The organism is Sandaracinobacter sp. T42 (genome assembly GCF_059115405.1).
The window spans coordinates 2,378,132-2,404,034 of the sequence record NZ_CM181101.1; the positions used below are offsets into that span (position 1 = coordinate 2,378,132).

General features: G+C 65.3%; 27 protein-coding genes, 1 tRNA gene and 1 pseudogene. 9 read left to right on the forward strand and 20 right to left on the reverse strand.

All coding sequences use genetic code 11. The features are described from left to right. Nucleotides 1-12: 12 nt before the first annotated feature. Genes ACW9TV_RS11600 through ACW9TV_RS11610 form a run of 3 tightly spaced genes read left to right on the forward strand, consistent with a single transcriptional unit; the run spans nucleotide 13 to nucleotide 3,634 of the window. Complete coding sequence (locus tag ACW9TV_RS11600; RefSeq protein ID WP_494303625.1) at nucleotides 13-1,350, forward strand: metal-dependent hydrolase family protein; 1,338 nt, start codon at nucleotides 13-15, stop codon at nucleotides 1,348-1,350. Beyond that, nucleotides 1,350-2,657 (forward strand): metal-dependent hydrolase family protein, encoded by a 1,308-nt coding sequence (locus ACW9TV_RS11605; protein ID WP_494303626.1) that lies wholly within the window; start codon nucleotides 1,350-1,352, stop codon nucleotides 2,655-2,657. The genes ACW9TV_RS11600 and ACW9TV_RS11605 overlap by 1 nt, the downstream gene beginning before the upstream one ends. Next, the gene (locus tag ACW9TV_RS11610; RefSeq protein ID WP_494303627.1) at nucleotides 2,654-3,634 is read left to right on the forward strand and encodes an alpha/beta hydrolase; all 981 of its coding nucleotides are present in this window, start codon (nucleotides 2,654-2,656) and stop codon (nucleotides 3,632-3,634) included. The genes ACW9TV_RS11605 and ACW9TV_RS11610 overlap by 4 nt, the downstream gene beginning before the upstream one ends. Nucleotides 3,635-3,653: 19 nt before the next feature. Here ACW9TV_RS11610 and uvrB read toward each other — a convergent pair whose 3' ends face one another. Beyond that, entirely contained in the window at nucleotides 3,654-5,837 is a 2,184-nt protein-coding gene (uvrB, locus tag ACW9TV_RS11615) for an excinuclease ABC subunit UvrB (protein WP_494303628.1), read from the reverse strand. Nucleotides 5,838-5,956: 119 nt separating this feature from the next. On the opposite strand from uvrB, the gene ACW9TV_RS11620 reads away from it, so the two are divergent. Continuing rightward, entirely contained in the window at nucleotides 5,957-6,508 is a 552-nt protein-coding gene (locus ACW9TV_RS11620) for a sterol desaturase family protein (protein ID WP_494303629.1), read from the forward strand. A gap of 121 nt (nucleotides 6,509-6,629) precedes the next feature. Here the strand turns inward: ACW9TV_RS11620 and ACW9TV_RS11625 are convergent, their stop codons facing one another. From ACW9TV_RS11625 to crtY, 3 genes are read right to left on the reverse strand one after another with little or no spacing between them, the layout of a single operon-like run. Then, on the reverse strand, nucleotides 6,630-7,577 hold the full coding sequence (locus ACW9TV_RS11625) for a phytoene/squalene synthase family protein (protein ID WP_494303630.1): 948 nt from the start codon (nucleotides 7,575-7,577) through the stop codon (nucleotides 6,630-6,632). 9 nt (nucleotides 7,578-7,586) lie between these two features. Further along, complete coding sequence (locus ACW9TV_RS11630) at nucleotides 7,587-9,131, reverse strand: phytoene desaturase (protein WP_494303631.1); 1,545 nt, start codon at nucleotides 9,129-9,131, stop codon at nucleotides 7,587-7,589. Between the two features lie 8 nt (nucleotides 9,132-9,139). After that, complete coding sequence (crtY, locus tag ACW9TV_RS11635; protein ID WP_494303632.1) at nucleotides 9,140-10,303, reverse strand: lycopene beta-cyclase CrtY; 1,164 nt, start codon at nucleotides 10,301-10,303, stop codon at nucleotides 9,140-9,142. A gap of 47 nt (nucleotides 10,304-10,350) precedes the next feature. Between crtY and ACW9TV_RS11640 the strand changes: the two genes are divergently transcribed. Next, nucleotides 10,351-11,124, forward strand: a complete 774-nt coding sequence (locus ACW9TV_RS11640; protein ID WP_494303633.1) for a sterol desaturase family protein — start codon at nucleotides 10,351-10,353, stop codon at nucleotides 11,122-11,124. A gap of 10 nt (nucleotides 11,125-11,134) precedes the next feature. On the opposite strand, the gene tmk is transcribed toward ACW9TV_RS11640, so the two are convergent. Genes tmk through ACW9TV_RS11655 form a run of 3 tightly spaced genes read right to left on the reverse strand, consistent with a single transcriptional unit; the run spans nucleotide 11,135 to nucleotide 13,633 of the window. Then, nucleotides 11,135-11,764 carry a dTMP kinase gene (gene tmk / locus ACW9TV_RS11645; protein WP_494303634.1) on the reverse strand — a complete coding sequence of 210 codons (630 nt, stop codon included), beginning with the start codon at nucleotides 11,762-11,764 and terminating at the stop codon, nucleotides 11,135-11,137. Then, nucleotides 11,761-12,588 carry a septal ring lytic transglycosylase RlpA family protein gene (locus tag ACW9TV_RS11650; protein ID WP_494303635.1) on the reverse strand — a complete coding sequence of 276 codons (828 nt, stop codon included), beginning with the start codon at nucleotides 12,586-12,588 and terminating at the stop codon, nucleotides 11,761-11,763. Before ACW9TV_RS11650 ends, tmk begins: the two co-directional genes overlap by 4 nt. A gap of 4 nt (nucleotides 12,589-12,592) precedes the next feature. Beyond that, nucleotides 12,593-13,633: a lytic murein transglycosylase gene (locus ACW9TV_RS11655; protein ID WP_494303636.1), complete on the reverse strand. Its 1,041-nt coding sequence runs from the start codon at nucleotides 13,631-13,633 to the stop codon at nucleotides 12,593-12,595. A 79-nt stretch (nucleotides 13,634-13,712) separates the two neighbouring features. On the opposite strand from ACW9TV_RS11655, the gene ACW9TV_RS11660 reads away from it, so the two are divergent. Next, nucleotides 13,713-13,802 (forward strand) — tRNA-Ser (locus ACW9TV_RS11660). 171 nt (nucleotides 13,803-13,973) lie between these two features. Here the strand turns inward: ACW9TV_RS11660 and ACW9TV_RS11665 are convergent. From ACW9TV_RS11665 to ACW9TV_RS11680, 4 genes are all read right to left on the reverse strand, one after another. Beyond that, nucleotides 13,974-15,686 (reverse strand): recombinase family protein, encoded by a 1,713-nt coding sequence (locus ACW9TV_RS11665; protein ID WP_494303637.1) that lies wholly within the window; start codon nucleotides 15,684-15,686, stop codon nucleotides 13,974-13,976. Next, nucleotides 15,683-16,123, reverse strand: a complete 441-nt coding sequence (locus ACW9TV_RS11670) for a DUF2924 domain-containing protein (RefSeq protein WP_494303638.1) — start codon at nucleotides 16,121-16,123, stop codon at nucleotides 15,683-15,685. Before ACW9TV_RS11670 ends, ACW9TV_RS11665 begins: the two co-directional genes overlap by 4 nt. Then, a complete protein-coding gene (locus tag ACW9TV_RS11675; protein WP_494303639.1) occupies nucleotides 16,123-16,443 on the reverse strand; it encodes a DUF3489 domain-containing protein in 321 nt (106 codons plus the stop codon). The genes ACW9TV_RS11670 and ACW9TV_RS11675 overlap by 1 nt, the downstream gene beginning before the upstream one ends. Nucleotides 16,444-16,667: 224 nt before the next feature. Next, nucleotides 16,668-17,468, reverse strand: coding sequence for a uracil-DNA glycosylase family protein (locus tag ACW9TV_RS11680; RefSeq protein ID WP_494303640.1), 801 nt, complete (start codon nucleotides 17,466-17,468; stop codon nucleotides 16,668-16,670). Between the two features lie 175 nt (nucleotides 17,469-17,643). On the opposite strand from ACW9TV_RS11680, the gene ACW9TV_RS11685 reads away from it, so the two are divergent. Further along, complete coding sequence (locus tag ACW9TV_RS11685) at nucleotides 17,644-17,832, forward strand: hypothetical protein (RefSeq protein WP_494305107.1); 189 nt, start codon at nucleotides 17,644-17,646, stop codon at nucleotides 17,830-17,832. 91 nt (nucleotides 17,833-17,923) lie between these two features. On the opposite strand, the pseudogene ACW9TV_RS11690 reads toward ACW9TV_RS11685, so the two are convergent. The 3 genes and pseudogenes from ACW9TV_RS11690 to ACW9TV_RS11700 form a co-directional block, all read right to left on the reverse strand. Further along, nucleotides 17,924-17,983 (reverse strand): annotated as a pseudogene (locus ACW9TV_RS11690) (prepilin-type N-terminal cleavage/methylation domain-containing protein); the annotation flags it as partial. Further along, nucleotides 17,970-18,371 carry a pilus assembly FimT family protein gene (locus ACW9TV_RS11695; protein ID WP_494303641.1) on the reverse strand — a complete coding sequence of 134 codons (402 nt, stop codon included), beginning with the start codon at nucleotides 18,369-18,371 and terminating at the stop codon, nucleotides 17,970-17,972. The gene ACW9TV_RS11695 and the pseudogene ACW9TV_RS11690, both read right to left, overlap by 14 nt. After that, nucleotides 18,331-18,720: a type II secretion system protein GspG gene (locus tag ACW9TV_RS11700; protein ID WP_494303642.1), complete on the reverse strand. Its 390-nt coding sequence runs from the start codon at nucleotides 18,718-18,720 to the stop codon at nucleotides 18,331-18,333. The genes ACW9TV_RS11695 and ACW9TV_RS11700 overlap by 41 nt, the downstream gene beginning before the upstream one ends. A gap of 36 nt (nucleotides 18,721-18,756) precedes the next feature. On the opposite strand from ACW9TV_RS11700, the gene ACW9TV_RS11705 reads away from it, so the two are divergent. Both ACW9TV_RS11705 and ACW9TV_RS11710 read left to right on the forward strand, forming a co-directional pair. Further along, on the forward strand, nucleotides 18,757-19,986 hold the full coding sequence (locus tag ACW9TV_RS11705; protein WP_494303643.1) for a hypothetical protein: 1,230 nt from the start codon (nucleotides 18,757-18,759) through the stop codon (nucleotides 19,984-19,986). Continuing rightward, nucleotides 19,986-21,203 carry an NnrS family protein gene (locus ACW9TV_RS11710; RefSeq protein WP_494303644.1) on the forward strand — a complete coding sequence of 406 codons (1,218 nt, stop codon included), beginning with the start codon at nucleotides 19,986-19,988 and terminating at the stop codon, nucleotides 21,201-21,203. Before ACW9TV_RS11705 ends, ACW9TV_RS11710 begins: the two co-directional genes overlap by 1 nt. A 14-nt stretch (nucleotides 21,204-21,217) precedes the next feature. On the opposite strand, the gene ACW9TV_RS11715 is transcribed toward ACW9TV_RS11710, so the two are convergent. From ACW9TV_RS11715 to narH, 6 genes are read right to left on the reverse strand one after another with little or no spacing between them, the layout of a single operon-like run. Beyond that, the gene (locus ACW9TV_RS11715) at nucleotides 21,218-21,763 is read right to left on the reverse strand and encodes a hemerythrin domain-containing protein (RefSeq protein ID WP_494303645.1); all 546 of its coding nucleotides are present in this window, start codon (nucleotides 21,761-21,763) and stop codon (nucleotides 21,218-21,220) included. Next, complete coding sequence (locus ACW9TV_RS11720; protein ID WP_494303646.1) at nucleotides 21,760-22,056, reverse strand: hypothetical protein; 297 nt, start codon at nucleotides 22,054-22,056, stop codon at nucleotides 21,760-21,762. Before ACW9TV_RS11720 ends, ACW9TV_RS11715 begins: the two co-directional genes overlap by 4 nt. Then, entirely contained in the window at nucleotides 22,053-22,916 is an 864-nt protein-coding gene (locus tag ACW9TV_RS11725) for a peptidylprolyl isomerase (protein WP_494303647.1), read from the reverse strand. The genes ACW9TV_RS11720 and ACW9TV_RS11725 overlap by 4 nt, the downstream gene beginning before the upstream one ends. Next, nucleotides 22,913-23,695: a respiratory nitrate reductase subunit gamma gene (gene narI, locus ACW9TV_RS11730; protein WP_494303648.1), complete on the reverse strand. Its 783-nt coding sequence runs from the start codon at nucleotides 23,693-23,695 to the stop codon at nucleotides 22,913-22,915. The genes ACW9TV_RS11725 and narI overlap by 4 nt, the downstream gene beginning before the upstream one ends. Before the next feature lie 4 nt (nucleotides 23,696-23,699). Continuing rightward, a complete protein-coding gene (narJ, locus tag ACW9TV_RS11735; protein WP_494303649.1) occupies nucleotides 23,700-24,398 on the reverse strand; it encodes a nitrate reductase molybdenum cofactor assembly chaperone in 699 nt (232 codons plus the stop codon). 2 nt (nucleotides 24,399-24,400) lie between these two features. Beyond that, nucleotides 24,401-25,903 (reverse strand): nitrate reductase subunit beta, encoded by a 1,503-nt coding sequence (gene narH, locus ACW9TV_RS11740; protein ID WP_494303650.1) that lies wholly within the window; start codon nucleotides 25,901-25,903, stop codon nucleotides 24,401-24,403.

Below are 25,903 nucleotides of genomic sequence, written 5' to 3' on the forward strand. Positions count from 1 at the left end.
GGAGAGTAACAGATGAGAACGCCGTCCCTTTTCATCGCCGCGCTGCTGATGGGGGCCCCGATCCTCGCCCAGACGCCGCCGCCAGACGAAACCCTGTTCCGCAACGTCCGCGTCTATGACGGCAAGTCGGATCGTCTGTCCGCCCCCACCTCGGTGCTGGTGCGCGGCAACACAATCGCCGCCATCGGCGCCAACGCCACCCCCGCGCCCGACACGGCGATCGTGGAGGGCGAAGGCCGCACTCTGATGCCCGGCCTGATCGATGCCCACTGGCACGCCATGATGGTCCGCTCCACGCCCGAACAGCTGCTGTTCGGCGACGTCGGCTTCGCCAATCTGCAGGCCGGCGCAGAGGCCACCGCCACGCTGATGCGCGGCTTCACCACTGTCAGAGACGTCGGTGGCCCCGTCTTCGGGCTGAAGCAGGCGATCGACCGGGGTATCGTGTCCGGCCCGCGCATCTGGCCCTCGGGCGCGATGATCACCATCACCAGCGGACACGGCGATTTCCGCCCCACCTCCGAACTCCCGCGCGACAATTCCAAGCCGCTCTCCCGGATGGAGGTGCTGGGCGGCGCACTGGTGGCCGACGGCCCCGATCTCGTCCGCCAGCGCGTGCGCGAACAGCTGATGCTGGGCGCCAGCCAGATCAAGCTGACGGCAGGCGGCGGCGTCGCCTCCCCGCACAGCCCGCTTGATGTCTCCACCTTCACGCCGGACGAGCTGAAGGCCGCCGTGGAAGCGGCGGACAATTGGGGCACCTATGTGATGGTGCACGCCTACACGCCGGTCGCCGTGCGCCGCGCCATCGATTCCGGCGTCCGGGTGATCGAACATGCCCATCTGATCGACGACACCACCGCAAAATATATGGCTGACAAGGGCGTCTGGCTGTCCTCGCAGCCGCTCACCCAGGCCGAATTCGGTGGCATCTTTCCTCCCGGCTCGGATCAGTATGAAAAGCTCAACGAGGTGTTCACCGGCACCGAGCGGCTGTTTGGGCTGGTGAAGAAATACAAGCTGAAAATGAGCTTCGGCACCGATGTCCTCTTTTCCGAAGCGCTGGGGCGGCGGCAGGGCGCGATGCTGGCCGGGATGGGCAATTGGTTCACGCCCGCCGAAGTCCTGCGGCAGGCGACCTCGACCAACGGCGAACTGCTCGCGCTGTCGGGCAAGCGCTCGCCCTACAAGGGCAAGCTCGGCGTGGTGGAGGAAGGCGCGCTTGCCGACCTGCTGCTGGTCGAAGGCGACCCGCTCGCCAACCTGCAGTTGCTGGCCGATGCAGACCGCAACTTCCGCGTCATCATGAAGGATGGCAAGATCTACAAGAACAGTCTGGAGGGCAAATGATGCGTATCACTCTCCTGCTCGCCACCGCGCTCTGCCTAGCCGCCCCGGCGCAGGCCGACACGCTGTTCCGTAACGTCCGCGTCTTCGACGGCCAGTCCCCCACCCTCTCCGCCCCCACGTCCGTGCTGGTGCGCGGCAACCGGATCGCGGCCATTGGCCCCTCCGCTGCCGCGCCCGGCGCAACCATCGTGGAAGGGCGGGGCCGAACCCTGATGCCCGGCCTCATCGACGTGCATGTCCATCTCACCTTCTCTGCCCTCAGCATGCCGCAGCTGATGGCGCCCGATCTCACCCCGGCAAAGGCCGAAGCCGCAGCCGCCGCGGAAGCCAGCGCGATGCTGCTGCGCGGCTTCACCGCCGTGCGCGACCTGGGCGGCCCCATCTTCAGCCTCAAGGCGGGCATCGACGCCGGCCGATATCAGGGTCCGCGCGTCTGGCCGTCGGGGGCCACCATCAGCCAGACGGCCGGCCACGGCGATTTCCGCACACCCGCCGAACGCTCACGCCGCTTCTTCGGCAAGCCCGCCCGCGCAGAGGAACTGGGCGCGACCTTCATCGCCGACGGCCGCGACGATGTGCTGACGGCGACACGGGAAAACCTCCGCTTCGGTGCCAGCCAGATCAAGCTGATGGCGGGCGGCGGCACCTCGTCCGAATACGACCCGGTCGATGTCACCCAGTACACGCTCGACGAGATGAAGGCCGCCGTCGAGGCGGCAGAGGACTGGAACAGCTATGTCACCGTCCATGCCTACACCGACAAGGCCATCCGCCGCGCCATCGAAGCCGGCGTGAAAAGCATCGAACATGGCCAGATGATGTCGGACGACACGTTGAAACTGATGCGCGACAAGGGAATCTGGCTGTCGCTGCAGGTGCTCAGGGAAACAACGCCGGACATGCCGCCCCAGCGCGCGGAAAAGCGCAAGCCCGTGATCGAAGGCCAGCCGCGCGTGTGGGAAGGCGCGAAACGACTGGGCGTGAAACTGGCCTGGGGCACCGATTTCCTGTTCGAACCCGCGCTCAACGCCGGCCAGAACGCGAACCTTCTGGCGCTTCGGCAATGGTTCACCCCCGCCGAGATCCTGAAGATCGCCACGCACGACAATGCCCAGCTGCTGGCGCTGTCCGGCCCGCGCAGCCCCTATCAGGGCAGGCTCGGCGTGGTGGAGGAAGGCGCACTGGCCGACCTGATCCTGGTCAACGGGGACCCGATCGCCAACATCGACCTGATCGCGAACCCGGATCGCAACTTCGCCGTCATCATGAAAGACGGCCGGATCTACAAGGGCGCGCCGGCCCGATGAAATGCTTGCTGCTGTCGTTCCTCCTCCTCGCCTCCCCGGCCTTCGCGCAGGCTGAAGCCCCGGCGCCGAAGCGCTATGAACTGCCGAACACCCAGGTTCTCGGCATCCACAGCGAGCGGCTGGGCCGGGATTATGAACTCTATGTCTGGCTGCCGCCCAGCTACGCTTCGTCGCCGGATCGCAGATATCCGGTGGTCTTCACAACCGACGCGCCGCAGAGCTTTCCGCTGATGACGGGCCTGCACCGCCGTCTGCGCGCCTCCGAACGGGGCATGCAGGATGCGATCATCGTGGGGCTGGGCTATGCCGTGGGCGACACCGGCGAATACAGCCGCCGCCGGGATTACACGCCCTCCATCTTCGGCGACATCGACGCCCGCTCCGACATGCCCGGCCGCCCGGTGAAATATGGCGAGGCCGAGCAATATCGCCTTCACCTCAAGGAAGAAGTGTTCCCCTTCCTCGAATCCCGCTTCCGCATCGATCCCGCGCAGCGCATCTATGCCGGCCACAGCTATGGCGGGCTGTTCGGCACCCATGTCCTGTTCGCGGACCCGCAGATGTTCCGCAAATATATCCTGATCAGCCCCTCGCTCTGGTACGGCCGCCGCCAGATGATCGGGCAGGAACGCGGCTATGCGGCAGGCCACAGGGATCTTCCGGCGGAAGTCTATTTCATGATCGGTGGTGAGGAAACCGTCCCCGATCCCGATACAGAACCGTTCAGCCAGAGCCGGATGGCCATGGTGGAGGACATGGACGAGATGGCCCGGATGCTGAAATCCCGCAACTATCCGTCGCTGAAGGTGCAATCCCGTATCTTCCCGGGCGAAGACCATGGCTCGGTCTATCCGGATGCCATCCGCGCCGGCATGGAATGGGCCATCCCCGGCTCGGGCAAGCGCCCGCATGTGCCGTGCGAAACCCCCGGCTGCCGCCTGCCCTGGACCCCGCAAGACAAGGTCGAGAACCGGTAAGCAGCCGATCGGCAGGCCCTCAGCGCCGCCCTTTCGGCGTTCCCCTGGTCTTGCCCCAGCGGTTCGTCCGCGTCCCCGGCCGCCCGGCGTCGGCCCGGCCCTTCACGGGCGCCGCGCGTTCCGTCGCGATCCCCAGCTCGTCCGCTTCCAGCCGCCTTATGTCGTCGCGGATGCGCGCGGCCTCCTCGAACTCCAGGTCGGCCGCCGCCTTCTGCATCTTCTTCTCGAGCTCTGCGATATAGGCCTTCAGATTATGCCCGACCAGGTGCGGCGTCTCGTCGTCGATGGGGACCGTCAGATGATCCTTCGCCGCCACATGCCCCACCACATCGGCGATCGCCTTCTTCACCGTGGCCGGCGTGATGCCATGTTCCGCATTATAGGCCATCTGCTTCACGCGCCGGCGCTCCGTCTCGGCGAGCGCCCGGTCCATGCTGCCGGTGCGATGATCCGCATACAGGATCACCCGCCCTTCCACGTTGCGCGCCGCCCGGCCGATCGTCTGCACCAGCGACCGCTCCGATCGCAGGAAGCCTTCCTTGTCCGCGTCCAGGATGGCGACAAGGCCGCATTCGGGAATGTCCAGCCCCTCGCGCAGCAGGTTGATCCCAACCAGCACGTCATACACCCCCATGCGCAGGTCGCGGATCAGCTCGATCCGCTCCAGCGTCTCCACGTCAGAGTGCATGTAGCGCACCCGCATCCCCGCCTCATGCAGGAACTCGGTCAGATCCTCCGCCATCTTCTTCGTCAGCGTCGTCACCAGCGTGCGATAGCCCTTTTCGGCGGTCGCTTTCGCCTCCGCGATCAGGTCGTCCACCTGGTCCTCGACGGGTCTGATCTCCACCGGCGGGTCCACCAACCCTGTGGGGCGGATCACCTGTTCCACGAACACGCCGCCCGTCTGCGCCATCTCCCAGTCGCCGGGCGTGGCAGAGACGCTCACCGTCTGCGGCCGCATCAGGTCCCATTCCTCGAACTTCAGCGGGCGGTTGTCCACGCAGCTGGGCAACCGGAATCCATATTCGGCCAGAGTCACCTTGCGCACCCGGTCCCCCCGGCTCATCCCGCCGATCTGCGGCACCGTCACATGGCTCTCGTCCACGAACAGCAGCGCATTTTCCGGCAGATATTCGAACAGGGTCGGCGGCGGCTCGCCCGGCAGCCGCCCCGTCAGAAAGCGACTGTAATTCTCGATACCCGCGCACGAACCCGTCGCCGCGATCATCTCCAGGTCGAACTTGGTCCGCTGCTCAAGCCGCTGATATTCCAGCAGCTTGCCCTCCGCTTCCAGCTCCTTCAGCCGCTCCGCCAGCTCGAACCTGATGGCCTCCGTCGCCTGCTTCAGCGTGGGGCCGGGCGTCACATAATGGCTGTTGGCATAGATCTTCACATGGTCCAGCGTCGCGATGCGGTTCCCCGTCAGCGGGTCGAACTCGGTGATCGCCTCGATCTCGTCGCCGAAGAATCCGATCCGCCAGGCCATGTCCTCATAGTGCGACGGGAAGATTTCCAGCGTGTCGCCCTTCATGCGGAAACTCCCACGCACGAAGTTCATCTCGTTGCGCTTGTATTGCAGCGCCACCAGCTTCCGCACGATCTCGCGCGGGTCCACCGTCATGCCCTTCGCCAGGCTGAACGTCATCGCCGAATAGGTCTCGACGGATCCGATCCCGTACAGGCAGGAAACCGAGGCCACGATCAGCACATCGTCCCGCTCCAGCAGCGCCCGCGTCGCCGAATGCCGCATCCGGTCGATGGCCTCGTTTACGGATGATTCCTTCTCGATATAGGTGTCCGTCCGGGGCACATAGGCCTCCGGCTGGTAATAGTCGTAATAGGAAACGAAATACTCGACCGCATTGTCCGGGAAGAAGCTCTTGAACTCCCCGTACAATTGCGCCGCCAGGATCTTGTTCGGCGCCAGCACAAGCGCCGGGCGCTGCAAGGCCTCCACCACCTTCGCCATCGTGAAGGTCTTGCCGCTGCCCGTCACCCCCAGCAGCACCTGGTCCTTCTCGCCTGCCTCCGCCTGCCGCACCAGTTCCGCGATCGCCGCCGGCTGGTCGCCTGCCGGTTCATAATCGCTCTTCAGCACGAAACGCTTGCCGCCCTCGCTCTTGGCAGGGCGCTCCGGCCGGTTCGGGGTAAAGCCGGGCGCCAGCGGAATGTCGGCCAGGCTGGTACGAATCGCGATTGCCATGCCGACAGTCTAGGTGTTCGCCATTCGTTCTTCCAGCCCGTTGCGCGGGATCAACGTAGTCCGGCCGAACCTGCGCCAAACCCCTCCCAATCTCCCGCACAAAGGCCTAAAGGCGAACCATGCCCCACACCCCTTTCGACATCCCCTGGTATCTGGGCGTCCTGCTGTTCCTCGGCACCGTCGCCGCGATGGAGGTCGCCGCCATCCTGGGCCACAAATATGTGATGCACGGGTTCGGCTGGTTCCTGCACAAATCCCACCACACGGATCGCTTCGGCTGGTTCGAATGGAATGATCTCTACGGCGTAATGGGCGCAGCAGTCGCCATCAGCCTGTTCTGGTTCGGGGTGGAGGAACAGGGCGGCAGCTTCTACGTCTGGCTCGCCGCCGGCATCACCGCCTATGGCGCCATCTACTTCGGCTTCCACGACATCATCGTCCACCGCCGCATCGAAACCGGCTACATCCCGCGCTCGAACTACATGAAGCGCATCGTGCAGGCTCACCGCCTGCACCATGTGGTGGAAAGCCGGGACGGCACCGTTTCCTTCGGCTTCATCTGGGCCCCCCCGATCGACGAACTGAAGCGCCAGCTCGCCGAAAACACCCGCACCGGCAAGGCCATCGTCCGCCAGAACCCGGTGGGCCGCAACATGACCGGGCCGGCGTAAGGCGGGATCACCCCCAGCGGGGCGATGCCCCGCGTGGGACAGCCATATCGGTCAACTCAACCGCGCGCCCGCAAATCCCGCGTCTGTGCACCGGTCAGATCGTCCCGCGCAATGCGGAACGTCATGCGAAATCGGGCGTCCACAACCCCGTCCGGTCCGAAGGGGTCGAAACCCGGATATTGCGCTTCCAGATCGCTTCGGGCGCGGCCAGCGCCACCGCGATCAGCTTGTCCCGTCGCCGCGTATAGGCCCGCCGTTCCAGCGCTTCGGGCCCCTGCCCCCGCACCTTGCGGCCGATATCGCCATAGATCTGCGCGGCCGAAAGAACCGCCCAGGCCTGCCGGTTGCGAAGCGCCGGCACCCCGTGCGCGGCCGACGCCTCATAGCGTTCCGCCAGGTCGACAAGCCGCGTCACCACCCGATGCAGCGCCGCCCTGTTTTCCGGAAGCGCATAGGTTTCCAGCGTCAATCCCTCGGCCTCCAGCCAGTCCAGCGGCAGGTAACAGCGCCCCCGCGCCGCATCCTCCGCCACGTCACGCGCGATGTTGTTCAGCTGGAACGACAAACCCAGGTCGGATGCCCGCGCCAGCGTGGCGTGATCGGATGGCGGCACGCCCATCACGATCGCCATCATCACCCCCACACAACCCGCCACATGATAGCAGTAGGTCAGCAGGTCATCGGCGCTCACCACCGTCTTCCAGTCGACATCCATCGCAAAGCCGTCGATCAGGTCATGCGCATAGCGCGCCGGCAGACCTGTTTCCGCCGCAACCCGCGCCAGCGCCTCGAACGCAGGCTCGCCGGTCGGCTCCCCGGCCAGCGCCTTGTCGGTGCAGGCGCGCAGCCGTGCCAGCCGTTCGGCGGGCGTCGCCCCCCAATGGCCCCATTCATGCGCACCTTCGCCCAGCATCTGGTCGTCGATCACATCATCGCAGTGCCGGCACCAGGCGTACAGCAGCGTCGCCCGGTCCCGCGTGCCGCCATCGAACAACCGGCTCGCCAGCGCGAAGCTCTTCGAACCCTTCTGGATCGCCTGATGGGCAGCAGCGAGAACGGCGTCGGTCATGTCGGAGGCTTACGCCGCCCCGCCCACGGCCTCAAGCCGCGGCCCGCCGTTGGAAGGCCAGCCCAGCGCGTCCGCGCCAAGATCCGCCAGCATCAGCCGCGCCGTCGCCTTGGCAGACCCCACGACACCCGGAATCCCCGCGCCGGGGTGCGTGCCCGCGCCCACGAAATACAGGTTCTTCAGCTTGTCGTCGCGGTTGTGCGTGCGGAAATAGGCCGATTGCCACAGCACCGGCTCCAGACTGAAGGCGGACCCAAGGTGCGCGCTCAATTCCGTCTGGAAATTGGCCGGCGTGAACCAGCTCTTGTGCACCAGATCGGCCGAAAGCCCCGGGATCAGCCGCTTTTCCAGATAGGACAGGATCTTGTCGGCATATTTCGGCGCCACCGCATCCCAGTCGAGCGGCGCCTTGCCCAGGTGCGGCACGGGGGAAAGCACATAGAAGCCCGAATGCCCTTCCGGCGCGAGGCCCCGGTCGGTCGCGGTCGGGTGGTGCAGATAGAGCGAGAAATCATCCGCCAGCCCGCCGGCGGAATAGATGTCGTCCAGCAGTTCCCGATAACGCGGCCCGAACAGGATCGAATGCTGCGGAATATCGGCGCGATAGCCCTTCAGGCCGAAGTAGATCACGAACAGGGAAGGCGAAAAGCTCTTGCGCTTCATCGTCTTCGCCATTTTCACCCCACGCGGATGATGGCCCAGCAGATCCTGATAGGTATGCACCACATCCCCGTTGGAGGCGACGGCGTCCACCCGGATCTCCCGCCCGTCGGCCAGTGTCACGCCCATCACATGCCCGGCCGCCGCCTCGATCCGCGTCACCTTGGTGCCCATGATCACCGTGCCGCCCAGATCCTCGAACAGCTTCAGCATGCCGCGCACCAGCGCATGCGTCCCGCCCTTCGGGAACCACACGCCCCATTTCTTCTCCAGCGCGTGGATCAGCGCATAGATGGAACTGGTCTTGAACGGATTGCCGCCCACCAGCAGCGTATGGAAGCTGAATGCCTCGCGCAGTTGCGGGTTCTGGATATAGCTCGCCACCACCGAATAGACAGAACGCCAGGCCTGATATTTCGCCAGGTTGGGTGCGGCCTCGATCATGGACCGGAAATCCAGGAAGGCCTGGTGTCCAAGCTTCTCATAGCCTTCGGTGAACACGCCTTCGGAATATTCCATGAAGCGGCGATATCCGTCCACATCGGCCGGGTTCTTCGCCGCGATCTGCGCCAGCAGCTTCTCGTCGTCGTTCGAATAATCGAAGACGGATCCATCCTCCCACATCAGCCGGTAAAAGGGGGTCACCGGGATCAGTTCCACATAGTCGGCGATGTTCCGCCCGCTCAGCGCGAACAGTTCCTCGATGCAGCTGGGATCGGTCACCACCGTCGGCCCCGCATCAAAGCTGAAGCCATCCACTTCAAAGACATAACCACGGCCACCGGGCTTGTCCCGCGCCTCGATCAACGTCGTCTGGATGCCGGCTGACTGAAGCCGGATCGCAAGCGCCAGCCCGCCGAATCCGCTGCCGATCACTGCTGCCGTTCGCTGCATCTTGTTGGTCAACCTTTCAGAATGGCGCGCACCGCGCGGCCGATGGGCACGGGGGGCTTGCCTGTCAGCACCCGCGCCTTGTCGGCCAGCGTGCTATGGCCAGCATAGAAGCGCGAAACAAGGCCGTCGGGCAGCGTGTAGAAGCGCTCCAGCACCCGCCGCCGCTCGTCCGGCAAGGCGGCGCGGAACAACATCTTGTTCAAAAGCCGGTAAAATCCGTTTCCAGCCCACACATCGGCGGCATAGGCCCGCACGGCGCGGTCGATGGCCGCACCTGACAGGTCCGGCAGGGCCGCCACATGCTGCGCCAGCCGCACCGCATCGGGAAAGCTATAGCCCGTAACGGGATGGAACAGCGCCGCCGCCATCCCCACGGGCGCGATCGCGGCCGGATATTGCGCCAGATGCGCCCGGATGTCCCCGCCGATGGCGATCGGCAGCACACCGTCCTCGTCGCGGATCACCCGGGCGATGCGCCAGCCCTGCGCCTCGGCATAGGCCTTCACCCGCGCCGCCACCGCATCCCGGTCCAGTGCCGGGCCATCGGCGTAGTAGGTGTCCTCGATCAGCGCCGTCGTCGGGCTGAACGGCAGGGTATAGACGAAACGATAGCCGTCCGTCTGGTCCACCGTTGCGTCCATGATGATCGGCCCCGCCAGCCCGTGCGGCGCCTCGAATTCCACTTCCAGCCCCACGAATTTCTGGAACCCCAGGTCCAGATGCGGGGACGGCCGCTGCCCGCGCGCATCGATCAACGCACCCGCCGTCAGCACCCGCTGGTCCGCCAGCACCACCCGGTCCGGCGCCACCTCCACCACGGGCGCACCCGTGAAGCGCCGATCGGCGGGCACGATCCCGCGCAGGGCTGCATCCAGCCGGTCGGAGGTGGCGGATTGGTATCCATTGGCCAGCCGCCGCGAATAGGATGGAAAGCGCACGTCATACCCATCCCAGCTGTGCGCGATCAGCGGCGCAACCAGCGCGCGCCCATCCGCGTCCAGGTCGCTGCCGAAGCTGGACCAGGTGTGGTTTCCGCCGAAGCGGTCCGCCGCTTCCACGATCGCCACCCGCACATCCGGCCGCCGCCGCTTGAGGGCCAGCGCGATCAGTCCTGCGGAAAGCCCGCCGCCCAGCAGCAGGATGTCGGCATCGGTCGTGCGGGAAACTGTCACGGCTACAGCCTCTAGCGATGCCGGCCGCATCCCGCTAGGGCCATGCCATGCCCGCAACAGCTCTCTGGGTCTCCCTCGCCGCCATGTGCCTGATCGTGGCGATCCGCTATCTCGCCATTTCCGGCCTGTTCGCCTGGATGGCGAAGCGCATCCGCCCGGATGTCTATGCCCCCGCCGATCCGAAGAAGGCCGCCCGGATGGCGCGGCAGGTCAAGCGGGAGATCGCCTGGTCGCTCTCCGCCGCCGTGCTCTATGGCCTTCCGGCGGGGCTGGTTGCGCATCTGTGGGCCACACAGGGCCTGACCCGCATCTATGTCGATCCGAACGCCCATGCCCTGTGGTGGATTCCCGTCTCGGTGTTCCTCTACCTCGCCATCCACGACGCCTGGTTCTACTGGACGCACCGCGCCATGCACCACTGGCCGTGGCTGTTCCGAAAGGCGCATGCTGTCCACCATGAAAGCCGCCCGCCCACGGCCTGGGCGGCGATGGCCTTCCACCCCTGGGAATCGCTGTCGGCCGCCTGGCTGATCCCCGCCCTCACCTTCGTCATTCCCATCCACATCGCGGGCCTGGGCGTGGTGCTGACGATCATGACCTTCTTCGGCGTGACGAACCACATGGGCTGGGAAATCTTCCCCCGCCGCTGGATCGAAGGCTGGTTCGGCCGCCACTTCATCTCGGCGTCGCACCACCATGTCCACCACGAACGCTACCTGTCCAACTACGGGCTCTATTTCCGCTTCTGGGACCGGCTCTGCGGAACCGACAAGGGCCTTTCGCCAGAACTGCTGGCCGCGAAGGACCGGGCTTTCAGGTAGAATGGGGCGCTCAAAGCGCCGCAGCCGCGATAGCCGCCGTCACCGCGTCCAGCGGCTGCGCCGCATCGATCCGAACCATGCGCGGATCCTTTGCCGCAAAGGCCGCGAAACCGCGCCGCACCTTTTCATGATAGGCAAGCCCCAGCGCCTCGAAGCGCTGCTCCTGCGGCAGATGCGCATCCTGCGCGGCCGCGCGCTTGGTGGAGCGCGAAAGCCCCAGTTCCACCGGCACATCCAGCCACAGCACCAGATCAGGCCACAGATTGCCGGTCGCAAAGCTGTGCAGCCGCTTCAGCAGGCCGATGGGCACGTCCTTGCCGCACCCCTGATAGGCCAGGGTCGAATGGATATAGCGGTCGCACAGCACCGTCTTCCCGGCCGCCAGCGCCGGACGGATCAGCCGCGCCACATGGTCGGCGCGCGCGGCCGTCACCAGCAGCACGTCGGTCTCCACCGTCCAGCGGCCCGTGGCTCCCTGCACGAACAGATTGCGGATTTCTTCCGCGCCCGGCGTCCCGCCCGGCTCGCGGGTCACCACCACATCCTCGCCGCGCGCGCGCAGCGCCTCGGCCAGCCGTGCGATCTGGGTGGATTTCCCGGCGCCCTCGCCACCTTCGAAGGCGATGAACCGCCCGCTCAACTCACCACCCGCGCTTCCACATAGCCGGCCGCCCGCACATCCTCCAGCAGGTCGGCCGCGGTTTCATCCGCCAGCGGCCCGATGCGAACGCGCCACATGCCGCTGCCCGTGGGCGCAGCAAAGGCCGGGCCGAAATCCCCCAGCACCGAAGCCAGCGCCCGCGCCTTCGCTTCGTCCGACAGGGCGGCAACCTGGATGAAGCGCCCGCCCGCACCAGCCGGCGCAGCCGCGACGACGACGGGCGGCGCGGAAACCGGCTGAGACACCTGTGCCGGCCGCGAGGACGCCGGGGCAGACGCAAGAACAGGCGCATTCCGCGCCCAGTCGCCTTCGGGAAACACCCGCTTCACCCGCACCCGCGCCAACCCCGGGCCATCCACGCCCAGCAGCTGCGCCGACTTGCGCGACAGATCGATGATCCGCCCATCCACGAACGGCCCGCGATCATTGATGCGCACCACCAGCACCCGGCCATTGTCCAGGTTCGTCACCTCAACCCAGCTCGGCATCGGCAGCGTCTTGTGCGCGGCGGTGATGTCGTCCTGGTTATAGATCTCGCCGTTCGCTGTTGCCTTCTCGTGGAAGGTCGGCCCGTACCAGCTGGCGATCCCCTGCCTGTCGTAGCTGCGGTCGTCGGCCGGATAATAGGTTACGCCGAACACCTGATAGGGCTTGCCCACCTTCACCCCCGGCACGGCCGGCCCGGCCGGCACATGCGCGGTCGGCTTCGGCAGCGGCCGCGAAGCCGTCACCGGCGCCTTGGGTTGAGAGGCGCAGGCTGCCAGCAGCAACAGCGCGGCTGCGGAAAACGGGCCGAACCGCATTGGCCTACCGCACCGCCGGCGCAACGGCATTGCCAAGCAGCGCCACGGACAGCGCATAGAAGTTGGAACAGTTGTACTGCATGATCGCACGGTAATTGGCGGTCGTCAGAAAGGCGCCCTCCCCCGGCCCGTCGGGTTCCACCAGTGTCATCTTCACATCGTCAGCCGGCCACATGGCATTCAGCGGAACAAAGCCCTTCGCCCGCCATTCGCCAGCCGTCAGCCAGCGGGAATGCACCTGCATCGGCCGGATGCAGCTGGTCGGCTTCTCCGGGTTCGCCACCGTCGTCCGATCGAACCGCTGCGGCACGCCCACGCGGAAGCCCCAGGTCAGCCCCGGCTGCCAGCCGTTCTTCGCCAGATAATTGCCGATGGACATGAAAGTGTCCGCCTGAGAGCCCCAGATGTCCGCCAGCCCGTCGCCATCACCGTCGACAGCGAAGTTCAGATAGCTGGAGGGCAGGAACTGCGATTGCCCGAAGGCCCCCGCCCAGCTGCCCTTCAGCTGGTCCCGCCGCACGCCCCGTTCTCCCACCATCCGCACAAGGGCGTCCAGTTCGCGCGTGAACAGCGCCTCGCGTCGTCCGTCATAGGCCAGCGTCGCGATGGCCGACGGCAGGTCGAACCCGCCCAGCACCCGGCCATAGCTGGTTTCCATTCCCCAGATCGCCACGATGATCTCCGGCGCCACGCCTGTCTGCGCGGAAACCCGCTGCAACAGCGCCTTGCCGGCGGCCGCGCGCGAAAGCCCGTCGTCGATGCGCTGCTGCGTCAGTTGCCGCGCCAGATAGTCGGCAAAGATGTTGCGCTTGCCCGAATCATCGGGCTGGCTGCGATCCAGCAGCACCGCGCGCTCGGAATAAGTGGCGCCCGCCAGGGCCGATTCCAGCCATTCCGCCTTCAGCCCCCGCGCCACCGCGCCGGCCTTGTAGTTGGACAGCCAGATGGGAAAGCCATCAGCAGATGACGTCACATCGGCCCCGGCGGGCACAGCGGCCAGCAACATGGCGGTCAGAAAGGCGGCGGCAACAGGCAGTCGTCTCATCGGCATCCCTGTGCCACAGGCGGACTCCCGCGTGAATCCCCTTTCGCCCGCACGCCACCCCCGCTAACGAGACCGCCAAGGACAGGTGGCCGAGTGGTTTAAGGCAGCGGTCTTGAAAACCGCCGTGGGTGGAAGCTCACCGTGAGTTCGAATCTCACCCTGTCCGCCAACTATCTGATATAATTATATAATTATGCCATCACAGGCTTTTCTCCCCGCTTTTCCGGGGGTTTGCGGGTGCTGGCCAACCTGAGCCTGGCTGTGACCCGGCGGAACCCGGCACAAATGCCTCGGATTCTCAGTGGCCGATTTTGGCGGTTGGGAGTTGTGGTGAGGGGCTTCAGCCGCGTTGTTCGGCGAACCCCATGAGCCGACGCTGGTCGGACCAGGATGGTGCGATGCGCTTCAGGTCCTTCGTGCTCTCGAGGTTGAGGGCAGCTGGCGCGCTTCCGTCGAGCAGCGCTTCCACGATATCGGGCGCCAGGAACGACAGGCGGAGGATGCGATCAAGGTAAGGGGGAGACAGGCCTTCAGCCCTTGCGAGATCGGTGACCGTGAGGTTGCTGTCAGCCGTCAGACGCTGCCACCAGCTACGACCTTGGGCAATGGCGGCAAGGAACTTGTCGTCGACCGGCCCTGGCGCGGCGCGCTGACCATTGTCCAGAATGAACCGCACCGCGAGCCCCGAGCGTCGGATGCGAGCTGGGATGATGATGATGGCCATCTCAGCCGATGCAACTGCTTCCGCTGGGAGCCCTAGCTCCTTGCCGAGAGCGGTGGGCTCGAAGGTGAGTTCGACGGCATCTTCCTGCACGGCAACACGACGGACGAGGCGGCCGAGCAGCACCTGAACGGGCAGGCCTCGCTTGCCATCGAGTTTGGCGAGCAACGCTGCTGAACGGCTGACGATGGTGGCCATGTGCTTGGGGTCAGCCGTTGATGCACCAAGCTGTCGGGCGACCCCAATGGGGTCCTTCATCTGCCCTACGATAGCCTGGAGCACGACCTGCTCCAACTCCCGTGCCGGGATGCGGAGACCATCCAGGCGCTTGTCCCCATCTCCTTTAGCAATCCCATGTTGCAGGTGCCGGCTGACATAGTAGCGATAGCGGACCTTGCCCTTGTTGGCATGGGTGGCAACGAGTGGCCGGCCCTGCTGGTCCACAACCTTGCCTACGAGCAGGCTGGGGTCCTTGACCGTTGGACCAAGCTGCTCGCCCTGGGTGTTGTCGTTCAGCTGCGCCTGCACCTTCTCCCATAGCTCCATGTCGATGATCGCCTTGTGGTTGCCGGGATAGGTCTTGGCCCCGTGCCGGATATGGCCGGTGTAGAGCGGGTTCTTCAGCATGTTGTAGAGCTGACCGCGCTGGAACGGGGTGCCGCCGAAGGTTCGGCCGTCCATTGTCGTGCGGACCGGCTGGTGGGTGCCGTCCCTGACAAGCTGGTCATGCAGCCGCCGGACGGTGCCGAGTTCGAGATAGCGCTGGAAGATGGAACGAACGAGATCCGCATCGGTGTCGATGATAGCAAGCGACCTTCCATCGGGCTTATAGCCGATAGGCGGAGTTCCGCCCATCCACATGCCGCGCTGCTTCGACGCCGCAATCTTGTCGCGGATGCGTTCGGCGGTGACCTCGCGTTCGAACTGCGCGAATGACAGCAGCATGTTGAGGGTCAGCCGGCCCATGGAGGTGGTGGTGTTGAACGACTGGGTCACCGAGACGAAGCTGACGCCTGCGCCATCGAACGCTTCCACCAGCTTCGAGAAGTCCAGCAAACTGCGGGTCAGCCGGTCCACCTTGTAGACGACCACGATGTCGACCTGGCCCGATGCAATGTCGGACAGCAGTTTTTTGAGCCCCGGCCGTTCCAGCGTGCCACCCGAGATGCCACCGTCATCATAGCGGGTGTTCAGCAACGTCCAGCCTTCGCTAGCCTGGCTGGCGATATAGGCGGAGCAGGCAGCATGCTGCGCATCCAGGCTGTTGAAGTCCTGCTCGAGGCCCTCTTCCGACGACTTGCGGGTGTAGATGGCGCAGCGGATGCTCTTCATGCCGCAACCTTTCGGTCCCGCAGGCCAAAGAACTTCGGGCCCGACCATTGGGTTCCGGTGATGGCCCGTGCCACCACGCTGAGGCTGCGCCAGGTCCGCCCGTTCCACTCGATGGTGCCATCGTCGGACACGGTCACCACATGCGCGATGTCGTTCCACACCCGCACCAGCCGCATGCCAGGGCGGGCGGCGGGGAGGCGCGGCACTGGCTTCGCCGCAGTCTTGCCCGGCGCATAGCTCGCCAGCACCTTGTCTGATGCCGACGAGAGGCCTCCCATGGCCTTAGCCTGGAGTTCATAGGCCAGCGCCAGGCGCAGCAGCCCTGCGCTCACCTTGGGCGGGTCGGAGTTCATCCGAACCCGCCATTGGTGGCGTAGCGCCTCCAGGTCCATCGACTCCAGCTTCTCCAGCTCGGCTTCGATGTTGACCTTTGCCATCAGGCGACCACCGTGGCTGGCTGGGCCGTGATGGCGAACCGGGTGACGCCATCCACGTTCGACCGCTCGATGCTGTGCCCCTGCTTGCGCAGGCCGGTCATGCCAGCACGGACACTGTGCTGCTGCCAGCCGGTGGCAGAGGCAAGTTCGTTCAAGGTGACGCCGGAAGGCTGGGACAGAAGGTTGCGGATCAGGTCGAGCTTGCTGGGGCGGGGAGTGTGTCCACGTTCGTCGTTGGCCGGCGCGTCAGCAGGGATCGGTTGGGCAGGCGTGGTTGCCTTGCGGTTGCGAGTAGGACGTTGCGGTCGCGGAGCGGTCATGGGTGGTCTCCTGGATATGGAGCAGCACCTCGCCGCTCCCACCAGCCAAAGACCCAGGGTCAAAGACCTCCAGGCTATCCCCGCTCGCGACTCCGACGCGCTTGGCCCGGTCAGCAATGCTTCGTGTGAGCGGGAAGTCGAATGGAATGTCAGGGCGCGCCTGAATACCGGTCGTTACGTAGCCCAAACTGAATCCCTGATAGCTGTCGCTCGTTCATCTAAACTTACCAGTTTTCCGGCCCGTATCGGCAGCTGAGACGGCCGGCGACCTGTGCCTCCAGATGAGCGCGAGCGCTGTCGATCGCATCTGGATTGGTCTTCGAGGATAGCGCTTCGCGCTCTTTTCGCCCGAGGAAATAGGCAATTCGTTCGGCATTGGCGCCGCTCGGATGCGGGAGACCGGCAATGATGCGTGTGCGATCGAGCCGCCCGCGCTGCGAAAGATAGAGGAGGGCTGCCTCGGCATGGCCGCCGAGTGGCACCCAGATCGCGTTTTTGATGCGAGCCACCTCCTCGGCAAGATACCGCTCAATCATAGCAGTGAGAAGTGGGTGGCGCAGAAGGTTTGGCGATCCGGAATAATTGCGGCCGTCCACATAAACGGGATAGCGCAACGCCGAAGTGAAATGCACCCGTCGCCCGCTCTCGAAGAATTCAAACGCCCTAGAGCGGCCGAATAGTGCCGGCACTCGGATCGCATCCAGAAGGGCGAGAAGGTTGGATCGCATCGGGCCGCTAAAGCTCGCACTGCGCTTGGCATTTGCTAGGGCGTCAACGAGGGACGCGCCCGCGGACAGGGAACTCGCCATGGCTTCGATCGCATTCGCCGCTTGGACCCGCCCTGGGGTAAGCCCGACCAGAACGAGTTCGGCATCCTCCTCAATGTAGTCAAAGGGTGCATAATCGACGGTGATCCCATCGCTAGCCTCGAGCAGCAGGTCGGGTGAAGAAATGCCCGAACGGTAGGAGCGTAGGTCGGTACGAAGAACGGCGTCGCGAAACCGTTGAGGCAGTGTGGCGGGCATTTGGTCCAATCTTTTATATTTTGTCTGCTGGCGCAGCTAATGGGATGCGGGCATACCTCAAAAGACAAAAGGGGGGACCCAGCTCGTGAACCGACTTTGGCTTTTCCTTTTGGCTGTGCTGTTGCCGGCGCTCTTCGCCCTCGGAATCTTTATAGGCGCGAGCATAAGGCAGCCCATGCTGCTCAACGAATCTGCGCGGAGCGTTCTCGCCCAGGCTGACGAGATCGACAGAGCGCTGCTGAGCGGACTTCAAGATACCCGCAGCATCTCAGTAGAGATGCGCACGCTGCGCGCGCAGATCGCCAAGCTGCCCAAAGGTAAGCACCCGCCAACCTGTTCTGCATTAGGCCGGACGCCAGGATGACAGCTGCGGCCTTATCGCGACCAAGCTGGTCCCGCGTGCGGGCGCTGACCAGCCCATCAAAGATCACCGTCAGAAGAAGCGCGCTCACCACAAACGCCACCAGCACTTCGACCAGCGTGAAGCCCTGCTCGGACAGCTCAGGTGCCCGCATGGCGCACCTCGCCGGAAAGCCAGTCTATCGTCAGCAAGGCCCGGTCATTTCGGCGGATGGCACCCCCTGTCGAAGAGCCATCGGAATAGAAGAGCAGCACCCCAGCCTTGGACCCCGGGAGTCGCGGCGCATATTGAAGATCGCCCGGCACCTCGATCGCCACGCTGCGCCCCGACGACATCGCGGTCTTGCGCGCGGCGATCATCTGGGAGCGCAGTGTGGCCAGTTCCTGTTGCACGACGACCCCGCCACCCTGCCGCCGCATTGCGGGCACCGCAAAGGTCGCGATCAGGGCCAGAATCCCCATCACCACGAGCATCTCAACCAGTGTGAAGCCCAGCTCGCGACTATTTGGTCGCGAAGAGGTCGGCGTCATCGCCTTCGCCACCCTCTTTGCCGTCCGCGCCATAGGTAATGAGATCGAACGCACCACGCTCGCCAGGAACCTTATAGATGAGCTTCCGACCCCATGGATCGACTAGCTGTTCCGGCCGGCGAATGTAAGGCCCGTTCCAACCGTCTATCGCATCCGCCTCCCACAAAACGTCCAGCCCCTGTTCTTGGGCCGGGTAGGTGCCGACATCGATGTTGTAATAGTTGAGTCCGTTCAGCACGGTTTCCAGCTGCACCTTCGCGGCTTTCGATTTCGAACCCGAGAGCATCTTCATGACCTGCGGCACCTCGAAACGAATCACCCGGCTTATGCGACGCGTGGTGACCTGCCCCTTTGATTTCAACCGGAGGGGCAGAGCCGGGCAGTTGCAAGCACGCACTTGACCAACGTCAAGACCAGCGTTGGCGGAATCGTCCACCAAGTTCCCATGCGTTGGATTGTGGTCTTCCTGATGCTCTCTGCCGCAGGCAGCGCCTTGGCCGGGACGCTCGACCCCTATGCCAGCCTGCGCTGGCGGCTCGAACTCGTGGATCAGCAAGGCCTGCCAAGGGACGCGACTGCCTCGACCTTGCGGATGCGGGCCGGGGTGAAGGCCGGCCCCTGGAATGGCTTCACCGCCCAGGTCGAAGGGGAAGCCATCACCCGCATAGGCCCAGAGCGCTTCAACGACACGGTGAATGGCTTGACCCGGTTTCCCGTGGTGCCCGACCCTTCCGATCATCTCCTGAACCAGGCGATCATCGGCTGGAGCGACAAGGAGGTAGGCACGGTCAGCGCAGGGCGACAGGCGGTCAACCTTGACAACCAGCGCTGGATCGGTTCGGTCGGCTGGCGCCAGAATGACCAGACGCTCGACGCCGCGCGCGGTGAAGTGACTGCACTCAAAGGAGTTTCGCTCGGCTATGGTTTTGCCTGGCGGGTGAACCGGCCGTTCGGACCGCGCTCGCCGCAGGGCATATGGCGCGACACCGAAATCCACCTGCTGCGCGCCTCGGCCGAAGTGGCGCCGATCGGGACCATCGTCAGCTACGGCTGGCTCCTAGACATTCCGGATGCGCCGGCCGCCTCGTCGACCACGATCGGCGCGCGGCTGACCGGCCGCCAGAAGTTCGGCGATGTCTCCTTCATCTATGCCGCCGAGCTTGCCCGCCAGTCTGACCGAGGGCCAAACCCGCAGGACTTCGCGCTCAGCTACCTGCTCCTCGAACCGGGGATCGCAACCGGCGCGGTGACGGCGAAGCTCGGCTATGAGCGGCTTGACGGCAACCGGCAGACCGCTGTGCAGACACCGCTCGCAACACTCCACGCCTTCAATGGCTGGGCCGACAAGTTCCTGACGACACCGCCTGACGGGCTTCGCGACCTCTATCTCGACGTGACGGTCGCCCCGAAGACTGCGGGCTTGCCCAAGGGGCTTGCCCTGAAGGCAGTGCTGCATGATTTCCGCAGTACACGCGATGATCGCCCGTATGGCCGTGAGTTCGATGCGCAGATCGGGGTTCCAGTCGGCAAGCATGTCTCGCTGCTGGCGAAGGCTGTGCTCTACAAGGCGCGCGGGTTCGCGACCGACACCATAAAGCTCTGGTTGCAGGCCGAGGCGACCTTCTGATGACGACTCCTAGCGGCAGCCGGAATGCGGGCGACAGGCGGCGCGCTTATGCCGGGCCGGCGCTTTTCAGTTTCGGCTTTCGCCCCTTCTTCCTGTCTGCTGCGCTGTTCGCAGGCCTTGCCGTTCCGCTCTGGCTCGCGGCCTTCGCCCACGGCGGGTCGTTCGGCCCGGGCGGGGACTCAATGGGCTGGCACGCCCACGAGATGCTGTTCGGCTTCACCGGCGCCGTGATTGCGGGCTTCATGCTGACGGCGATCCCCAACTGGACCGGGCGCGCCCCGGTAATGGGCCGGCCGCTGGCGCTGCTGTTCGCGTTGTGGCTCGGCGGGCGCATCGCCATGCTGCTGCCCGAGCCAGGCCTTGCCGGCCGCGCGGTCGAGGCACTGTTCCTGCTGGCGCTGGCGGCCTCCGTCTGGCGGGAGATCCTGTCCGGGGCCAACTGGCGCAACCTGCCGGTCGCAGGGCTGCTCTCGGCCTTCACGCTCGCCAACCTCCTCTGGCACTCCGAGGCATCGGGGCTCAGGCTCGAAGGGCTCGGCCAGCGGCTTGCGCTTTGTGCGCTCATCGGACTGATGGCGCTGATTGGCGGGCGCATCATCCCCTCCTTCACCACCAACTGGATGAAGAAGGAGCGAATGGCACCGCTGCCTCGGCCGTTCGACGGGTTCGACAAGTCCGTGCTGGCCGTCACCGGAATCGCACTTCTGGGGTGGCTAGCCTTTCCATTCGCGTCGGCGACCGGGGTACTGCTCGGCCTTGCCGGCCTCGCCCATACGGCGCGGCTGCTGCGCTGGCGCGGCTGGTGCACAATGGTCGAGCCGCTCGTGACGATCCTGCACATCGCCTATCTCTGGCTCGCGGTGGCCCTGTTGTTGTTGGGAAGCACCATCCTGGCGCCCGGCCTGTTTGCCGGCGCCAGTGCACTGCACGCGTTGACGGCCGGAGCCGTCGGCCAGCTCACCATGGCGGTGATGACCAGGGCCACGCGCGGGCACAGTGGCAGGCCGCTGGAGGCCGATAGCGCGACCGTGCTCATCTACGCCTGCATATTCGTCGGCGCCATGTTGCGGCTGGTGCTGCCCTTCACACCCCTCGGCTATCCGCTGGGCGCCTCGATTGCGGGGCTATTCTGGTCGGCCGGGATGCTGCTGTTCGCAGCCACCTACGGCCCGATGCTGCTCATGAAGCGTCCGGCCGGAGTTGCGCCTCGGCGTTGAAGCGCTTGCCGGGGTCATTCCGCCCTGCGCGTCGTCATTGTTCGGGACATCGCCTGCTGATCCTCGGGCGTGAAGCGCAATCGGGCGATCGGCAGCACAACGGCGTTCTCCAGCGCGATATGCTGCAACTTGTGTGTCACGAGGCGTCCGATCTTGTTCGCCAACCCCGGCCACGAAGCCGGCCCGGCTCCGGTTTCCGCTGCCGCCATCAACTGCGTTCGGACATCGCGCGCCAGCGCACGGTCGGCATCATGGTCGGCGCTCAGGACCCCGAGCACGCGTCCGATGTCGTCCTCCGGCTCTGCCCGCTGGCGCAACAGCGGGAACAGATCCTCCTCCTCATCGCGCACGTGCAGCACCATGTCCGCCCCAAGGAAGTCTGCAAGCCGCCTGAGCAGCGCGGGCGGCCCGGCCGGGAGCGCTGCAGCTTCCCCCAGAGCGCGGCAGTATTGACGGTGGCGCCAATGCTCGGCGAACAGATAGGCTAAAGGGTCCGCTAGCAGTTCCGGCGGCGCCCGATCCACATCGTGCACCATAAGAAGTTGCGGCGTCGTGCTCATGCGCCGGCCTCCGCCGCCAGCGACCATTCGAGCATCAGGCGAAGCGCCGTGAGGCCGGGGCTGTCGCCATCGCGCACAGCCGAAACCAACCGGACCCAATCCTCGTGGCCCGCATCGTGGGCGAAGCCGCCCACGGCTTCCCGGATTCGCCCGATGTGCGTGTCGCCGGGCTCAAGCGCGGCGTCGAGGCGGGCGTGAAGCGGCGGATCGTGGCGCCGAAGCCAATCGGCGAAGAAGGCAGACCTACCGCGCGCCTCGGCGAGGATTTCACCCAGGGTCGGCGCAGCGGTCATCCCGCCGCCTCGAGAGTCAGGCCCTCGATCAGTGCACCACGACCGAGTGCCGCCACATAGCGCGTGGCAGCCGTGGTCCAGGCGCGCGCACGAAGCCGGTCGCGGATGCGCTCGTGTACCACTTCGAAGGGGATCGGCCGCGCAGGCACCCTCCGGTCAAGCCTGACCAAATGCGCGCCGAAACGGCTCTGTACCGGCACGGGCGCAATCTGCCCCGGCTCCAGATCGGCAAGCGCATCCTCCAACTCTTGCGCCAGGTCACCCGGACGGAGCTGCCCGAGCGACCCACCAGATGCACCGCTGGGGCAGGCCGATTCCGTCCTGGCAATCGCTCGAAATCTGTCTTCGCTCGCACCGATCCGCTCCAGCGCCGCAGCGGCCCGCGCCTGCGCAGAGGGCAGGTCGACCGCATCCTCGAACAGGATATGGCTCGCCTCCACCAGCGCAGGCGCGGTGAAGGCAAGAGAATGCGTCCGCCAATAGCGAAGGCAGGCTGCCTCGTCGGGTTCCTCGGGGGTCAACTCGCGTTCAAAAAGCTGCCTGATCAGCGCTTCCTCGTCGGTCTCGCGGCGCCCCTGCGGATCGGTTTCGGGCGCGGGCTCTAGGGCGAGGAGCCGGGCCCGATCCAGCAGCAGATGTCGGATGACCAGTGCTCTTGCAGCGGTCGCACGGGCTTCGGCCGGGCTTTCGGCTGGATGGTTCTGGGCCTCGGCGGCGATCGCCTCCTCGGGGATTTCCACCCCGTCCACAAACACCGGCGGAGCGGATTTGCCGCGGACCGCCGCCGGTCGCGGGCCCGATCCACAGCCCCCGCAGCTTCCCGCATCGGCGATGATGCCGGCGCCTGCCAGCCCGCTCACCGGAACTGCTCCGTGGGGATGCTGGTCGGGATCTCGGCAGGCGGGGTCATGTCGGGCCGCGCCGTGCGCACCACCTGCCAGCCCTTGCGGTTCAGATACCACACGGGTGCCGACAGCATGTGAACGAGGCGGGTGAACGGGAAGAGGAGGAAAATCGTCATCCCCAGCAGCAGGTGCACCTGGTAGGGCCAGTCCAGCCCCTTCACATATTGCGCGACACCCGGCTGGAAGGTGAGGATGCCCTGAGCCCAGGCCGATAGCCTGAGCATCACGCCGGCATCCCCGTGCGACAGCGAGAAAGGCACCGTAATCAGGCCCAGAAGCAGCTGCACGAACAAAACGATGAGGATGGCGTTGTCGCTGTGTGTTGAGGTGCGGCGGATGCGTGGATCCAGAAAGCGCCGGTGCATCAGAAGCACCAGGCCGACAAAGCAGACGAAGCCCGCGATCGAGCCGGCGACGATGGCTAGCATCTGCTTGTTCTCGGCCGAAATGACATGACTGTAGAGCGCATGCGGCGTCAGCAGCCCGACCGTGTGGCCCAACAGCAGGAACAGAATGCCAAGGTGAAACAGGTTCGACCCCCACATCAGCTGCTTTCGCCGCAGCAACTGAGAAGATCCGGTTCGCCAGCTATATTGCTCCCTGTCGAAGCGCACGATCGAGCCGACAATGAACACCGACAGCGCGATATAGGGAAACACCCCGAACATCAGCTGGTTCAGCCAGAAATCCAGGGTGAGAGGTTCGAGGGCAGAGTGTCCGATGGCGGCAGACATGGGGTCAGGCTCCCTTGCTGATGGGGTCGGCGGTCATGCCCTCGACGAGAGCTGCAGCACGGGGACAACCGTCCGGGCTCCCGCGCGAGCCGGGCCCGAAGGCAACCGCCTCCTCCGCCCAGATGCGATCCAGTTCCTCGAGATCGTCGGGGTCGTCCTCAGCCTGCGCCAACAAGGCCTGCAACGCCGCCTGGTTCGCCTCGACAGCCAGATGCGCCAGCCCCAGCATCGGCCACTGGTAGGGCGAACGCCGCTTCTTCAGTCGCTCGGCCAGTGCCGCCACCACATGGCCCGCCTCTCCCAACAAGGCTCGCGCCTCGTCCAGCGGACGCGAGGAGAGGAACTCCAGAAACAGCGGCAGATAATCCGGCAGCTCGCGGGCATCGAGCAGATAGCCATGTGTCTCGTACAGCCCCACAAGCTCCACCATCGCCTGGCCGCGATCCCGGCTTTCGCCATGCACATGCTCGAACAGGTTGAGCGACAGCGAGCGCGAGCGGTCGAACAGCTGGTGATAGCGGCCCTCGAGATCGAAGCGGTCTTCGCTGGCCAGTTCGCGGGCGAACGTCTCGAGCTGGGAAACCAGCATGCCCGGCAGCAACCCCTCGGCGGCGATGGCCTCGACCGCCGCAGGCGCCACCTCGGCCACCTCCGCTGACGGATAGCTGAGCAGAAGGCCCAGTGCCTTGAACGTGCGCGCCATGCTCAATTCTCCTGCGGCATCATGGGCTTGGGCGTACGCCGCTTCACCTGCCCGAACAGCCCCACTTCCGAACGCCCGCCCGATGCCTGGTTGCCGAAACTGAAGCCGGTGGTGCCGCGCAGGTGATAGGCATCGGTCGCCTTCTCGCGATGCACGGTCGGGATCACAAAGCGGTCCTCGTAATTGGCGATCGCCATCACATGATACATGTCCTCGATCGCCGCCGGCGTCATGTCGACGCGGGCGGCCACTCCTTCGTCGATCATGCCGTCGATCGATTTGGCACGCATGTAGGCGCGCATCGCGAGCATCCGTTCCAGCGCGGACACAACAGGGGTCTCGTCGCCCGCGGTCAGCAGGTTGGCCAGATACTTCACCGGAATCCTCAGGCTCTTCACGTCGGGCATGCCACGATCCTCGGCGATCACGCCCTTGGCGGCGGCCGACTGGATCGGCGACAGCGGCGGAACATACCATACCATCGGCAGCGTCCGGTATTCCGGGTGGAGCGGCAGCGCCACGCGCCAGTCAATCGCCATCTTGTACACCGGACTCTTGCGCGCGGCATCAAGCCAGGCCTCCGCGATCCCGTCCTTCCGGGCCTGGGCGATCACCGCCGGGTCGTGCGGATCCAGGAAGATCGCCAGTTGCCGTTCGTACAGCTCGTCTTCGGGGCCAGACGCCGCCCACTCGATGCGGTCGGCATCATAGAGCACCACGCCAAGGTAGCGGATTCTCCCAACGCAGGTCTCCGAGCAGACGGTCGGCTGTCCCTCCTCGATGCGTGGATAGCAGAAGATGCACTTCTCGGATTTGCCAGACGACCAGTTGTAGTAGATTTTCTTGTAGGGGCAGGCAGAAACGCACATGCGCCAGCCGCGGCACTTCTCCTGGTCGATGAGGACGATGCCGTCCTCCTCCCTCTTGTAGATCGCGCTCGACGGGCAGGCGGCAACGCAGGTCGGGTTGAGGCAATGCTCGCACAGCCTCGGCAGATACATCATGAAGCTGTTTTCGTACTGCCCGTAAATCTCCTTCTGCACGCCCTCGAAATTCACATCCTTGGAGCGCTTCTCAAATTCGCCGCCCAGGATCTCCTCCCAGTTCGGCCCCCATTCGATCTTCTCCATCCGCTCGCCGGTGATGGCCGAACGCGGGCGCGCGGTCGGGAAGGCCTGCAATTCCGGCGCGGTCTGCAGATGCGCATAGTCAAAGTCGAACGGCTCGTAATAGTCGTCGATCTCGGGAAGGTCGGGGTTGGCGAAGATCTTGGCCAGAATCCGCCACTTGCCCCCCAGCTTGGGTTCGATGCGGCCGCTCGCCTTCTTCACCCAGCCGCCATTCCAGGTTTTCTGGTTCTCCCACGCCTTGGGATAGCCGATGCCCGGTTTGGTCTCGACATTGTTGAACCAGGCGTACTCAACGCCCTCACGATTGGTCCACACATTCTTGCAGGTGACGGAGCAGGTGTGGCAGCCGATGCACTTGTCCAGATTCAGGACCAT